The sequence below is a fragment of the Streptomyces acidiscabies genome, from assembly GCF_020010905.1.
Lineage (GTDB): Bacteria > Actinomycetota > Actinomycetes > Streptomycetales > Streptomycetaceae > Streptomyces > Streptomyces acidiscabies.
Genome location: NZ_JAGJBY010000002.1, coordinates 1,851,336 through 1,865,575, shown reverse-complemented (window position 1 = coordinate 1,865,575; position 14,240 = coordinate 1,851,336). Strand labels below are relative to the sequence as shown.

General features: G+C 65.5%; 7 protein-coding genes, 1 tRNA gene and 3 rRNA genes. 2 read left to right on the top strand and 9 right to left on the bottom strand.

Annotation, left to right across the window (positions count from 1 at the left end):
• Positions 1 to 131 precede the first annotated feature (131 nt).
• Positions 132 to 2,864 carry a SpoIIE family protein phosphatase gene (locus J8M50_RS35285; protein WP_075825633.1) on the top strand — a complete coding sequence of 911 codons (2,733 nt, stop codon included), beginning with the start codon at positions 132 to 134 and terminating at the stop codon, positions 2,862 to 2,864.
• A gap of 59 nt (positions 2,865 to 2,923) precedes the next feature.
• Here the strand turns inward: J8M50_RS35285 and J8M50_RS35280 are convergent.
• From J8M50_RS35280 to dapA, 7 genes are all read right to left on the bottom strand, one after another.
• Positions 2,924 to 2,996 (bottom strand) — tRNA-Thr (locus J8M50_RS35280).
• A gap of 77 nt (positions 2,997 to 3,073) precedes the next feature.
• Positions 3,074 to 3,736, bottom strand: coding sequence for a DegT/DnrJ/EryC1/StrS family aminotransferase (locus J8M50_RS35275; protein ID WP_029184694.1), 663 nt, complete (start codon positions 3,734 to 3,736; stop codon positions 3,074 to 3,076).
• A gap of 110 nt (positions 3,737 to 3,846) precedes the next feature.
• Positions 3,847 to 3,963, bottom strand: a 5S ribosomal RNA gene (gene rrf / locus J8M50_RS35270).
• Between the two features lie 86 nt (positions 3,964 to 4,049).
• Positions 4,050 to 7,173, bottom strand: a 23S ribosomal RNA gene (locus J8M50_RS35265).
• 281 nt (positions 7,174 to 7,454) lie between these two features.
• A 16S ribosomal RNA gene (locus tag J8M50_RS35260) occupies positions 7,455 to 8,980 on the bottom strand.
• The 16S, 23S and 5S rRNA genes sit together here, the layout of an rRNA operon.
• A 490-nt stretch (positions 8,981 to 9,470) precedes the next feature.
• Complete coding sequence (locus J8M50_RS35255) at positions 9,471 to 11,156, bottom strand: ribonuclease J (RefSeq protein ID WP_010358591.1); 1,686 nt, start codon at positions 11,154 to 11,156, stop codon at positions 9,471 to 9,473.
• 149 nt (positions 11,157 to 11,305) lie between these two features.
• Complete coding sequence (gene dapA / locus J8M50_RS35250) at positions 11,306 to 12,205, bottom strand: 4-hydroxy-tetrahydrodipicolinate synthase (protein ID WP_010358592.1); 900 nt, start codon at positions 12,203 to 12,205, stop codon at positions 11,306 to 11,308.
• Positions 12,206 to 12,500: 295 nt separating this feature from the next.
• Here dapA and J8M50_RS35245 point away from each other — a divergent pair, with 295 nt between their 5' ends.
• Entirely contained in the window at positions 12,501 to 13,040 is a 540-nt protein-coding gene (locus tag J8M50_RS35245) for an SCO5741 family PH domain-containing membrane protein (protein WP_010358593.1), read from the top strand.
• Positions 13,041 to 13,042: 2 nt separating this feature from the next.
• On the opposite strand, the gene J8M50_RS35240 is transcribed toward J8M50_RS35245, so the two are convergent.
• Both J8M50_RS35240 and dapB read right to left on the bottom strand, forming a co-directional pair.
• Positions 13,043 to 13,483 carry a tetratricopeptide repeat protein gene (locus J8M50_RS35240; RefSeq protein ID WP_010358594.1) on the bottom strand — a complete coding sequence of 147 codons (441 nt, stop codon included), beginning with the start codon at positions 13,481 to 13,483 and terminating at the stop codon, positions 13,043 to 13,045.
• 1 nt (position 13,484) lies between these two features.
• Complete coding sequence (gene dapB / locus J8M50_RS35235) at positions 13,485 to 14,237, bottom strand: 4-hydroxy-tetrahydrodipicolinate reductase (RefSeq protein WP_010358595.1); 753 nt, start codon at positions 14,235 to 14,237, stop codon at positions 13,485 to 13,487.
• Between the last annotated feature and the right edge of the window lie 3 nt (positions 14,238 to 14,240).

The window sequence follows — 14,240 nt, the reverse complement described above, 5'->3', positions numbered from 1 at the left end:
ACACGGGCGACCGGCATCCGCGACACCTCGGAAGGTCAGTAACCTTGCACACGGCTGTCCAGCCGCGCCGGCCCGACCCGGCCTGGGCGGTGGCACGAGCACGAGCGGGCATCGGAGGGGCGGCCGACGTAATGACCACCGGACTGATTCCCGGGGGACAGCCCCCGGACCCCCGGCCGACCGGCGCACGCCCGCCCCACCCACGCCACCCGGACGACCGGGAAGCACTGTCCGCCGACGACCGGCCGAGGAGTCCTGTGATCACCGCGCGCGCGGCTGCCAGTTTCGAGCCTGTGGGACGGTCGGTCGCGACCGCCCGCGCGTTCGTCCGCGACACCCTCCAGGGGTGGGGCTTCGCCGACATCGTGGACGACGCCGTCGTCCTCACCAGCGAACTCGTCACCAACGCCGTCATCCACGCGGGCACCCACGCCGACGTCCTGTGCCTGCGCAGCGACGACGGCGTACGCATCGAGGTCGCCGACCGCTACCCGGAGCGCGAGATCCCCCTCCAGGGCGCGCTGTCCGCCATGAGCAACCCCGACCGCGAGGGCGGGCGCGGCCTCCAGCTGTGCGCGGCCATCGCGGGGCGCTGGGGCGTCGAGTACACGCCCGCCCACAAGACCGTCTGGTTCCAGCTCGTCCTGCCCGAGCGCGCGGTCGGCACCCGCACGGCCGGCCCGTCCCTGCCGGTGAGCCTCCTGCCGCTCGCCGACGGCCGGGTGCGCGTCGCTGTCGTCCAGATCGACCGTACGGGCTCGATCTCCGCCTGGAACGAGGACGCCGAGGACGTCTTCGGCTACCCGCCCGACCAGGTCATCGGCAAGCCCCTCACCGACCTCGCCGCCTGGCCGCACACCCCGGGCACCGCCACCGGCATCGCCGAGGCGCTCCAGCTCTCCCGCTGGGAGGGCAGCTACGGCATCCGCGGCTCCGACGGCCGCGTCACCCCCGTCTACGCCTCCCACCTGCGCGTACGCGACACCGGCGGCGAACCCTCCACGGTCTGCCTGCTGGTACGCGACCACGAACGCGCGGTCCTCCAGTCCCCGACCCGCGTCCCCGCCTCCGACAGCGCCGGCTCCCCCGACTCCCCGAACGCCGACCCGTTCGAGGTGTTCATCGGCTCCCCCGCGCCGGACGACCTCGACGGCCTCCTCCAGCGCACGGTGGAGCGCGCCCGCGACATGCTCGACGCGGACTCCGCCTTCCTGCTCCTCGCCACGGACGACGAGACGGAACTGGAGGTCCGCGCCTCGACGGGCCTGCCCTCCACCCGCCAGCGCTTCGCGCGCGTGCCCGTGGAGGCGGGTCCCGGCCGCTACGGCTCCGCGCGCATGCCGGCCGTCCACGAGGACCTGACGGCCGTCCCCGGCGCCGTACCGCTGCTGAACGGCACCGGCATGCGCGCGGTCGTCACGGTGCCGCTGAAGGTCGAGGGACGCCTCACCGGCTCCCTCGGGGTGGCCTCCGAGTCGCCGGGCCGCTACTCCAACGAGGAGGCGCTGCGCCTCCAGTTCGCCGCCGACCGGATCGCTCTCGCCGTCGAGTCCGCGCGCCTGGGCGAGCTGGAGCGGCTGCGCAGAGGCTCGCTCAGCTTCCTCGTCGAGGCGTCCGATCTCCTCGCCGGCACCCTGGACCGGGACCAGACGCTCGCCCTGATGGCACAGATGACGGTGCCGACCCTGGCGACCTGGTGCGCCGTGTACACGATCGCCGACCAGGCCTCGGACCCGTATCTGTCGTACGTCCTGCACGAGGACGAGGAACTCATCGACGGCATCAAGTCCCTGCTGTCGAAGACCGCCCCGCCCGACCCGGTCCCCACCCCCGGCGCACGCGTGTGGACAGCGCCGGGCCAGGCCGCGCACCAGGCGGCCCTGCGCAGCTCGATGCGCAGCCTCGCGGGCGGCCCGGCGCACCCGGTGGCCTCGGGCATCGGCCCCACCCTCGCCACGGCCTCCGCGGTCGGCGGCGAGACCGTCGTCCTGCCCCTGGTCGCCCGCAACCGCGTCATCGGCATGCTGACCCTCGGCAAACCGACCGACGAACACTTCCGCCAGGAGATCCTGGAACTCGCCGAGGACCTCTCCCGCCGGGCCGCCCTCGCCCTGGACAACGCCCGCCTCTACTCCGAGCGCACGGCCATCAGCCAGGCCCTCCAGCGCAGCCTCCTGCCCCCGGGCCTGCCCGAGATCGACGGCGTCGAGGTCGACGTCATCTACCGCGCGGCCGGCGAGGGCAACGAGGTCGGCGGCGACTTCTACGACGTCTTCCCGATCAGCGACGGCGCGTACGGCTTCGCCATCGGCGACGTCTGCGGCACCGGCCCCAACGCCGCCGCCGTCACGGGCCTCGCCCGCCACGCCCTGCGCCTGCTCGCCCGGGAGGGCCTGAGCGGCCCGGCGGTCCTGGAGCGCCTCAACTCCGCGATCCTCGACGAGGGTTCCCGCAGCCGCTTCCTGACGCTCCTGTACGGCGAGCTGCGGCCCCAGCAGGACGGCAGCGCCGAGCTGAAGGTCGTCTGCGCCGGCCACCCCCTCCCGCTGCGCCTGCGCCAGGACGGCACGGTCGAGCCCGCAGCGGAACCCCAGCCCCTCCTGGGCGTCATCGAGGACCTCGACCTGTACGAGCAGACGGTCACCCTCGACCCGGGCGATGTCCTCCTGTGCGTCACCGACGGCGTCACGGAACGCCGCGAGGGCACCCGCATGCTGGGCGACGACGGCCTCGCCGACGTCCTCACCACGTGCACCGGTCTTACGGCGGGCGCGGTCGCCGCCCGCATCATGCGCGCGGTGGAGCGGTTCGCCTCCGACGCCCCGTCGGACGACATGGCCATTCTCGCGATGCGGGTGGCGTGAGGGACCGGACGAGGGCATGAAAAAGCCCCCTGCCTCATGAGGCAGGGGGTTTATCTCTGAGCCCCCAAACGGAATCGAACCGTTGACCTTCTCCTTACCATGGAGACGCTCTACCGACTGAGCTATAGGGGCCTTGTTACCTTTTAGGCTATTTCCCTCCCGGCAACAAGAAGATCGTACCCCGAACGAGCGGCTATTCCCAAACCCGTTCAGTACGCCGGCTGCAACAACCCGCCGAGCGCATTGCACGCGGACACTATGCGCTGCATGTCCCGCTTCGTCAGCGCCGCGTCGACCGGCAACGCCAGCGTCTCGTCGGCCGCCCGCTCGGTCTCCGGCAACGACACGCACCGCCGGAACTCCGGCAACCGATGCACAGGCGTCTTCACCGGCACCCGGCACGCAACTCCCTTGCCGCGCAAGGCGCGTGCAAAGGCGTCCCGATCCGGCCGCCCGTTCCCCGGCACCCGCACGACGTACTGCTGATACGTGTGCCCGTCCCCACCGTCGGGCGTCCACACCCCCCGCAACCGCGCGTCCAGATAAGCCGCCCGCTCCCGCCGCTGGGCAACCTCGTCCAACGCCCCTTCACCGTCCCCCTCCTCCAGCACCAGCAACCCCCGCCGCGCACCGACATCCCTCAACCGCCCCATGTCCGCGGGCCGTCCGAAGCGGTGTACGACAACCACGGCCGCCGTCCGGGGAGTTACGACCGACTCGACGGCCAGCGCGTCGAGGCAGTAGCTCACTGGGTCCACGTCCGCGAACACCGGCATCGCACCCACCCGGGCCACCTCTTCGGCGACCTCGGTGTTCCCGAAGGCCGGCACGACGACCTCGTCGCCGAGTCCCACACCCGCAGCCCTGAGCATTGCTCCAGTACCCATGGTGGGATGGTCGGCGGGGAACGTGAACTGGAAGTGACGGACAACAAAAAAGAGGTGGGCCCTGAACCGAAGTTCAGGGCCCACCTCTAAAAGGAGTTCGGCGGCGTCCTACTCTCCCACAGGGTCCCCCCTGCAGTACCATCGGCGCTGTAAGGCTTAGCTTCCGGGTTCGGAATGTAACCGGGCGTTTCCCTCACGCTATAACCACCGAAACACTATGAAACACATCAACCGCACCGTATATGGCCATACGGGGTTGTTCGTGGTTTCAGAACCAACACAGTGGACGCGAGCAACTGAGGACAAGCCCTCGGCCTATTAGTACCAGTCACCTCCACACCTTACGGTGCTTCCAGATCTGGCCTATCAACCCAGTCGTCTACTGGGAGCCTTACCCTCTCAAGGAGGTGGGAACACTCATCTCGAAGCAGGCTTCCCGCTTAGATGCTTTCAGCGGTTATCCCTCCCGAACGTAGCCAACCAGCCATGCCCTTGGCAGAACAACTGGCACACCAGAGGTTCGTCCGTCCCGGTCCTCTCGTACTAGGGACAGCCCTTCTCAATGTTCCTGCGCGCGCAGCGGATAGGGACCGAACTGTCTCACGACGTTCTAAACCCAGCTCGCGTACCGCTTTAATGGGCGAACAGCCCAACCCTTGGGACCGACTCCAGCCCCAGGATGCGACGAGCCGACATCGAGGTGCCAAACCATCCCGTCGATATGGACTCTTGGGGAAGATCAGCCTGTTATCCCCGGGGTACCTTTTATCCGTTGAGCGACGGCGCTTCCACAAGCCACCGCCGGATCACTAGTCCCGACTTTCGTCCCTGCTCGACCCGTCGGTCTCACAGTCAAGCTCCCTTGTGCACTTACACTCAACACCTGATTACCAACCAGGCTGAGGGAACCTTTGGGCGCCTCCGTTACTCTTTAGGAGGCAACCGCCCCAGTTAAACTACCCATCAGACACTGTCCCTGATCCGGATCACGGACCCAGGTTAGACATCCAGCACGACCAGACTGGTATTTCAACGACGACTCCACAACCACTGGCGTGGCCGCTTCAAAGTCTCCCAGCTATCCTACACAAGCCGAACCGAACACCAATATCAAACTGTAGTAAAGGTCCCGGGGTCTTTCCGTCCTGCTGCGCGAAACGAGCATCTTTACTCGTAGTGCAATTTCACCGGGCCTATGGTTGAGACAGTCGAGAAGTCGTTACGCCATTCGTGCAGGTCGGAACTTACCCGACAAGGAATTTCGCTACCTTAGGATGGTTATAGTTACCACCGCCGTTTACTGGCGCTTAAGTTCTCAGCTTCGCCACACCGAAATGTGACTAACCGGTCCCCTTAACGTTCCAGCACCGGGCAGGCGTCAGTCCGTATACATCGCCTTACGGCTTCGCACGGACCTGTGTTTTTAGTAAACAGTCGCTTCTCGCTGGTCTCTGCGGCCACCCCCAGCTCAAGGAGCAAGTCCTCTCACCAGTGATGGCCCCCCTTCTCCCGAAGTTACGGGGGCATTTTGCCGAGTTCCTTAACCATAGTTCACCCGAACGCCTCGGTATTCTCTACCTGACCACCTGAGTCGGTTTAGGGTACGGGCCGCCATGAAACTCGCTAGAGGCTTTTCTCGACAGCATAGGATCATCCACTTCACCACAATCGGCTCGGCATCAGGTCTCAGCCTTGATGAGCGGCGGATTTGCCTACCACTCGGCCTACACCCTTACCCCGGGACTACCATCGCCCGGGCTGGACTACCTTCCTGCGTCACCCCATCACTCACCTACTACCAGATCGGTTCAGCGGCTCCACCACTTTCCTTTCCCCGAAGGGTCCGGAACGGCTTCACGGCCTTAGCATCACTGGATTCAATGTTTGACGCTTCACAGCGGGTACCGGAATATCAACCGGTTATCCATCGACTACGCCTGTCGGCCTCGCCTTAGGTCCCGACTTACCCTGGGCAGATCAGCTTGACCCAGGAACCCTTAGTCAATCGGCGCACACGTTTCCCACGTGTGAATCGCTACTCATGCCTGCATTCTCACTCGTGAACCGTCCACCACTGCCTTCCGGCGCAGCTTCACCCGGCACACGACGCTCCCCTACCCATCACAGCAGGCGTTGGCCCTATATGCTGCAATGACACGACTTCGGCGGTACGCTTGAGCCCCGCTACATTGTCGGCGCGGAATCACTAGACCAGTGAGCTATTACGCACTCTTTCAAGGGTGGCTGCTTCTAAGCCAACCTCCTGGTTGTCTCTGCGACTCCACATCCTTTCCCACTTAGCGTACGCTTAGGGGCCTTAGTCGATGCTCTGGGCTGTTTCCCTCTCGACCATGGAGCTTATCCCCCACAGTCTCACTGCCGCGCTCTCACTTACCGGCATTCGGAGTTTGGCTAAGGTCAGTAACCCGGTAGGGCCCATCGCCTATCCAGTGCTCTACCTCCGGCAAGAAACACACGACGCTGCACCTAAATGCATTTCGGGGAGAACCAGCTATCACGGAGTTTGATTGGCCTTTCACCCCTAACCACAGGTCATCCCCCAGGTTTTCAACCCTGGTGGGTTCGGTCCTCCACGAAGTCTTACCTCCGCTTCAACCTGCCCATGGCTAGATCACTCCGCTTCGGGTCTTGAGCGTGCTACTGAATCGCCCTGTTCGGACTCGCTTTCGCTACGGCTACCCCACCCGGGTTAACCTCGCAACACACCGCAAACTCGCAGGCTCATTCTTCAAAAGGCACGCAGTCACGACGCACCGAGTAAACTCGATGCGCGACGCTCCCACGGCTTGTAGGCACACGGTTTCAGGTACTATTTCACTCCGCTCCCGCGGTACTTTTCACCATTCCCTCACGGTACTATCCGCTATCGGTCACCAGGGAATATTTAGGCTTAGCGGGTGGTCCCGCCAGATTCACACGGGATTTCTCGGGCCCCGTGCTACTTGGGTGTCTCTCAAACGAGCCGTTGACGTTTCGACTACGGGGGTCTTACCCTCTACGCCGGACCTTTCGCATGTCCTTCGCCTACATCAACGGTTTCTGACTCGCCTCACAGCCGGCAGACTGTGAAAGAGAGATCCCACAACCCCCACGACGCAACCCCTGCCGGGTCTCACACGTCGTAGGTTTGGCCTCATCCGGTTTCGCTCGCCACTACTCCCGGAATCACGGTTGTTTTCTCTTCCTGAGGGTACTGAGATGTTTCACTTCCCCTCGTTCCCTCCACATACCCTATGTGTTCAGGTATGGGTGACAGCCCATGACGACTGCCGGGTTTCCCCATTCGGAAACCCCCGGATCAAAGCCTGGTTGACGGCTCCCCGGGGACTATCGTGGCCTCCCACGTCCTTCATCGGTTCCTGGTGCCAAGGCATCCACCGTGCGCCCTTAAAAACTTGGCCACAGATGCTCGCGTCCACTGTGCAGTTCTCAAACAACGACCAACCACCCATCACCCCCGGCCTTGGCCGAAGTTCACTGGGGTCGGCATCATGAGGGGGTTCATTCCCTCAGACACCCAACAGCGTGCCCGACCAGACCCTCGTCCGGAGATCATGCTTTCCACGCCCTTGCGGACAGTACCTGCAATGCCTCCGACCCAGAACCTGGCCGAATAATCAACGTTCCACCCATGAGCTGACCGTGCAGAACATCTGCCTGCAATCGGTACTGTGCTCCTTAGAAAGGAGGTGATCCAGCCGCACCTTCCGGTACGGCTACCTTGTTACGACTTCGTCCCAATCGCCAGTCCCACCTTCGACAGCTCCCTCCCACAAGGGGTTGGGCCACCGGCTTCGGGTGTTACCGACTTTCGTGACGTGACGGGCGGTGTGTACAAGGCCCGGGAACGTATTCACCGCAGCAATGCTGATCTGCGATTACTAGCAACTCCGACTTCATGGGGTCGAGTTGCAGACCCCAATCCGAACTGAGACAGGCTTTTTGAGATTCGCTCCACCTCACGGTTTCGCAGCTCTTTGTACCTGCCATTGTAGCACGTGTGCAGCCCAAGACATAAGGGGCATGATGACTTGACGTCGTCCCCACCTTCCTCCGAGTTGACCCCGGCGGTCTCCTGTGAGTCCCCGTCACCCCGAAGGGCACGCTGGCAACACAGGACAAGGGTTGCGCTCGTTGCGGGACTTAACCCAACATCTCACGACACGAGCTGACGACAGCCATGCACCACCTGTACACCGACCACAAGGGGGCGACCATCTCTGGCCGTTTCCGGTGTATGTCAAGCCTTGGTAAGGTTCTTCGCGTTGCGTCGAATTAAGCCACATGCTCCGCTGCTTGTGCGGGCCCCCGTCAATTCCTTTGAGTTTTAGCCTTGCGGCCGTACTCCCCAGGCGGGGAACTTAATGCGTTAGCTGCGGCACCGACGACGTGGAATGTCGCCAACACCTAGTTCCCACCGTTTACGGCGTGGACTACCAGGGTATCTAATCCTGTTCGCTCCCCACGCTTTCGCTCCTCAGCGTCAGTATCGGCCCAGAGATCCGCCTTCGCCACCGGTGTTCCTCCTGATATCTGCGCATTTCACCGCTACACCAGGAATTCCGATCTCCCCTACCGAACTCTAGCCTGCCCGTATCGAATGCAGACCCGGGGTTAAGCCCCGGGCTTTCACATCCGACGCGACAAGCCGCCTACGAGCTCTTTACGCCCAATAATTCCGGACAACGCTTGCGCCCTACGTATTACCGCGGCTGCTGGCACGTAGTTAGCCGGCGCTTCTTCTGCAGGTACCGTCACTTTCGCTTCTTCCCTGCTGAAAGAGGTTTACAACCCGAAGGCCGTCATCCCTCACGCGGCGTCGCTGCATCAGGCTTCCGCCCATTGTGCAATATTCCCCACTGCTGCCTCCCGTAGGAGTCTGGGCCGTGTCTCAGTCCCAGTGTGGCCGGTCGCCCTCTCAGGCCGGCTACCCGTCGTCGCCTTGGTGAGCCATTACCTCACCAACAAGCTGATAGGCCGCGGGCTCATCCTTCACCGCCGGAGCTTTCGACCCCCGCCCATGCAGGCAGGAGTGATATCCGGTATTAGACCCCGTTTCCAGGGCTTGTCCCAGAGTGAAGGGCAGATTGCCCACGTGTTACTCACCCGTTCGCCACTAATCCACCCCGAAGGGCTTCATCGTTCGACTTGCATGTGTTAAGCACGCCGCCAGCGTTCGTCCTGAGCCAGGATCAAACTCTCCGTGAATGTTTACCGGTAATCCGGTGCACAACACAGAAGAGCGGAACGATCGGAGGAATGATCCGACCGTTCACAGCGTCCTCGCTGTGTTTGTTTCAAAGGAACCTCATCCTCGGCCATCGGCCGGGGACGGGGTATCAACTAATCTGGCGTTGATTTTTGGCACGCTGTTGAGTTCTCAAGGAACGGACGCTTCCTTCGTACTCACCCTCTCGGGCTTTCCTCCGGGCTTTTCCCTTCGGTCTTGCGTTTCCGACTCTATCAGATCTTTTTCCGATCCGATTTCCTCGGTGCTTTCCAGGTTTCCGCTTTTGTTTCGCGGTTTCCTTTCCGGCGGTTCCGACTTTATCAGAAGTTCTGAGCCGGATTTCCCACCCGCTTCGGGGACCGTCGTCGGGCGCTTGGAGCACCCGGGTTCCCGGTTGGGCGGAGCCGTAAACCTACTGGAGGGGGGAGCCTCGATGCAAATCGAGGCTCCCCCCTCCCAGTCCGGTCCTCAGACCTCGACCACGACCGGCAGGATCATCGGCCTGCGCCGGTAGTTGTCGGAGACCCACTTGCCCAGCGTGCGGCGGATGAGCTGCTGGAGCTGGTGGGGTTCGACGACACCGTCCTGGGCCGACCGCTCCAGGACCTCGTTGACCTTCGGGAGCACCCCGTCGAACGCCGAGTCGTCGATACCGGAGCCACGGGCCTGGATGTGCGGGCCCGCGGTGATCTTGCCGGTGGAGGAGTCGACGACCACGAAGACCGAGATGATGCCCTCGTCGCCGAGGATCTTGCGGTCCTTCAGCGCCGGTTCGCCCACTCCGCCGACGGAGAGGCCGTCGACGTACACGTATCCCGCCTGGACCTTGCCGGAGATCTTGGCCTTGCCCTCGATGAGGTCGACGGCCACGCCGTCCTCGGCGATGACGATGCGGTCGTGGGGGACGCCGGTCATGGCGCCCAGTTCCGCGTTGGCGCGCAGGTGGCGCCATTCGCCGTGGACCGGCATCAGGTTCTTCGGGCGGCAGATGTTGTAGAAGTACAGCAGCTCGCCGGCCGAGGCGTGGCCCGAGACGTGGACCTTGGCGTTGCCCTTGTGGACGACGTTGGCGCCCCAGCGGGTCAGGCCGTTGATCACGCGGTAGACCGCGTTCTCGTTGCCGGGGATGAGGGACGAGGCCAGGATGACCGTGTCGCCGTCGACGATGCGGATCTGGTGATCGCGGTTGGCCATCCGGGAGAGGGCGGCCATGGGTTCGCCCTGGGACCCCGTGCAGACCAGGACCACCTGGTGGTCCGGCAGGTCGTCGAGGGTCTTGACGTCGACGACCAGGCCCGGCGGGACCTTGAGGTAGCCGAGGTCGCGGGCGATGCCCATGTTGCGGACCATCGAGCGGCCGACGAAGGCGACCCGGCGGCCGTACTCGTGGGCCGCGTCCAGGATCTGCTGGATGCGGTGGACGTGGCTGGCGAAGCTCGCCACGATGATCCGCTTGCTCGCGTTCGCGAAGACCTGCCGCAGGACGTTGGAGATGTCCTTCTCCGGCGGGACGAACCCCGGGACCTCGGCGTTCGTCGAGTCGGCGAGGAGCAGGTCGATGCCCTCCTCGCTGAGCCGGGCGAACGCGTGCAGGTCGGTGAGGCGGCCGTCCAGCGGGAGCTGGTCCATCTTGAAGTCGCCGGTGTGGACGACCATGCCCGCCGGCGTGCGGATGGCCACGGCCAGCGCGTCCGGGATGGAGTGGTTGACGGCGATGAACTCGCAGTCGAAGGGGCCGATGCGCTCGCGGTTCCCCTCGACCACCTCAAGGGTGTACGGGCGGATCCGGTGCTCCTGGAGCTTGGCCTCGATGAGCGCGAGGGTCAGCTTGGAGCCGATCAGGGGGATGTCCGGCTTCTCCCGCAGGAGGAAGGGGACGCCGCCGATGTGGTCCTCGTGGCCATGCGTCAGGACGATGCCCTCGATGTCGTCGAGGCGGTCCCTGATGGACGAGAAATCCGGCAGGATCAGGTCGATCCCGGGCTGCTCCTCCTCGGGGAAGAGCACTCCGCAGTCGACGATCAGCAGTCGGCCGCCGTACTCGAAGACGGTCATGTTCCGGCCGATCTCGCCGAGGCCGCCGAGCGGGGTGACGCGCAGGCCGCCCTTCGCGAGCGGCGGGGGTGAGCCCAGTTCGGGATGCGGATGACTCAAAAGACTCTCCTCACCACGACACGCCACGTGCCAGGGGCACGTGGCGCGTGTGACGTTTCGTGCTTACGCAGTTGTCGGTGATGACGGCGGGCTCTCGTGGCCCGTTCCGTTTCCTGTTCGGTTGTGGGATTCAGTTGTGAAGTCCGTTGTCAGAGCTGTACCCCGCCCGCGGCGAGATCGAGCTTGAGCTGGGCGATCTCTTCCGCGGAGCACTCGACCATCGGCGGGCGCAGCGGCCCGGCGGGCAGGCCCTGGAGGGCGAGCGCGGCCTTGGTGGTCATGACGCCCTGGGTGCGGAAGACACCGGTGAAGACGGGCAGGAGGCGGTGGTGGATCTCGGCCGCCTTCTGTACGTCGCCCGAGGTGTACGCGTCGACCAGCGCGCGGAGTTCGGGGGTGACGAGGTGGCCGACGACGGAGACGAAGCCGACCGCTCCTACCGAGAGTAGGGGCAGGTTGAGCATGTCGTCGCCGGAGTACCAGGCGAGACCGGAGCGCGCGATGGCCCAGCTCGCGGCGGAGAGGTCGCCCTTGGCGTCCTTGTTGGCGACGATCCGGGGGTGCTCGGCGAGGCGGACGAGGGTGTCCGTGCTGATGGGGACGCCGCTGCGGCCGGGGATGTCGTAGAGCATGACCGGCAGGCCGGTCGCATCCGCCACGGTGGTGAAGTGGCGGTACAGGCCCTCCTGCGGGGGCTTGTTGTAGTACGGGGTGACCACGAGGAGGGCGTGGGCGCCGGTCTTCTCGGCGGTCTGGGCCAGTTCCGTGCTGTGGCGGGTGTCGTTGGTGCCGACGCCCGCGATGACGTGGGCCCGGTCTCCTACGGCCTCCAGGACGACTCGTACCAGGTCCGCTTTCTCCGCGTCCGACGTCGTCGGGGACTCGCCGGTGGTGCCGTTGACGACCAGGCCGTCGTTGCCGGCGTCCACCAGGTGGGCGGCGAGTCGCTGAGCGCCGTCGAGGTCGATCTCGCCGTCAGCCGTGAACGGCGTGACCATGGCGGTGAGGACCCTCCCGAAGGGGGTCTGCGGAGTGGAGGTCGGAGCCATGGGTTACACGCTACTCGGTGTACATCGCGTGGTCTGCCCTCGGTCCGGGGAAAAGTCATGACAAAGGAGGAGCCCGGCACTGCCTGCTCGGGGGTTCAAGCAGTGCCGGGTCCGTTTGATCAGGCTAGATGAACTTCGCTAAATGCCGCAATACGGACACTTCGCTGGGCTGATCCGTACATCTGTGCCCGCGTGCGTGCGGAAGGACGCGCGCGGCCCTGATGGTGGTCGGCGAAGAGCGCTGCGGATAGCCTCACCGGCACAGCCCCCTGTGCACAGCGAGTGAGGACCAGTCGTGCCCCTGCCCTTCCTGACGGCCGAGCGCACCTTCGACACCGTCGAGGAGGCGCTGCCCTTCGTCGACCGGGAGCGGTGGCGGCGGCCCTACCGTCCCGGGCCCTGGCGGGTCGGGGTGGCGGCGGTGTGGCTGCTCGTCGCGTCGTTCGTGCTGTTCGCGGCGGTGCTGATCGCGCTCACCGGGTCCGTGTCCGAGGCCCTCGCGGTGTTCGTCACCGCCGCCGCCGTCATCGCCTGTGCGCTGAGGTTGCTGCGGATGGGGGTGTGGGTGAGCGCGCGGGGGCTTCGGCACGTCGGGTTCCTCGTCACGCGGACCATCGCGTGGAGTGACGTCAGCGGGGTGCGGACGGTGCAGCAGCCGGTGCGGTGGCTGGGGGTGCCGCGGACCGTCCAGGGGCAGGCGCTGGTGTTGTCGCGGCAGGGGGCCGAGGGTGTGGCTGTGCTGCTGACCAGCCACAACGCGGACTTCCTGGCCCGCACGGAGGCGTTCGAGCGGGCCGCCGACACGGTGGAGGCGTGGGCCGCGGAGAACCGCTGACCTCACGCCCCGTCGTGCAGCGCTATCGCCCTCTGCATCGCCTTACGCGCCCTCGGGGTGTCCCGCGCGTCGTGGTACGCCACCGCCAGGCGGAACCAGCTCCGCCAGTCGTCCGGCGCCGCCTCCGTCTCCGCCTTGCGCTTCTCGAAGACCTCGTCGGCGGAGTCGCGGTCGATTCGGCCGGACGGGGTGCGCTTGAGTTCGTCGACCGGGAGGCCGCCCTCCGCCTCCAGCTTCGCGGCCAGCGCGTTGGCCTTGCGGACGAACTGGGTGTTCTTCCACAGGAACCAGACGCCGATGACCGGGAGGATCAGGACGGCTACGCCGAACGTGACCGTCAGGAGGGTGCCGGTCTGGATGAGCATGACGCCACGGCTGCCGGCCAGCGCGAAGTAGAAGAGCAGGACGGCGGCCGTGACGGCGTACGAGAGTTTGGCGCGCATGTCAGCCGAGGTCCAGGAAGTGCTCCAGGCCGAAGGTGAGGCCGGGGGTCGACACCACGCGGCGGGCGCCCAGGAGGATGCCCGGCATGAAGCTGCTGTGGTGGAGGGAGTCGTGGCGGATCGTCAGGGTCTCCCCCTCGCCGCCGAGGAGGACCTCCTGGTGCGCGAGCAGGCCGCGCAGCCGGACCGAGTGGACGGGTACGCCGTCGACGTCGGCGCCGCGCGCGCCGTCCAGGGCCGTCACCGTCGCGTCGGGCGCCGGGGCCGTACCCGCCTTGGCGCGGGCCTCGGCGATGAGCTGGGCCGTGCGGGTGGCGGTGCCGGAGGGGGCGTCGACCTTGTTGGGGTGATGCAGCTCGACGACCTCGACCGACTCGAAGTACGGCGCCGCGAGCTGGGCGAACTTCATGGTGAGGACTGCGCCGATGGAGAAGTTCGGGGCGATCAGGACACCCGTCTGCGGGGACTGGGCGAGCCAGGTCCCGAGCTGTGCGAGGCGGTCGTCGGTCCAGCCCGTCGTACCGACGACGGCGTGGATGCCGTGCCGTACGCAGAAGTCGAGGTTGCCCATCACCGAGGCGGGGGTGGTGAGTTCGACGGCTACCTGGGCGCCGGTCTCGGCCAGCGTCTCCAGGCGGTCGCCGCGGCCGAGGGTGGCCACCAGCTCCATGTCCTCGGCGGCCTCGACGGCCTTGACGGCTTCGGAGCCGATGCGGCCACCGGAGCCGATGACCGCCACGCGCAGCTTGCTCATGTT

Bases quoted from the DNA above. Each gene is read 5' to 3' on its own strand.
- J8M50_RS35285 (WP_075825633.1), top strand. From the start codon at position 132: ATGACCACCGGACTGATTCCCGGGGGACAGCCCCCGGACCCCCGGCCG.
- J8M50_RS35275 (WP_029184694.1), bottom strand. From the start codon at position 3,736: ATGCTCAGGGCTGCGGGTGTGGGACTCGGCGACGAGGTCGTCGTGCCG.
- dapA (WP_010358592.1), bottom strand. From the start codon at position 12,205: ATGGCTCCGACCTCCACTCCGCAGACCCCCTTCGGGAGGGTCCTCACC.
- J8M50_RS35240 (WP_010358594.1), bottom strand. From the start codon at position 13,483: ATGCGCGCCAAACTCTCGTACGCCGTCACGGCCGCCGTCCTGCTCTTC.
- dapB (WP_010358595.1), bottom strand. From the start codon at position 14,237: ATGAGCAAGCTGCGCGTGGCGGTCATCGGCTCCGGTGGCCGCATCGGC.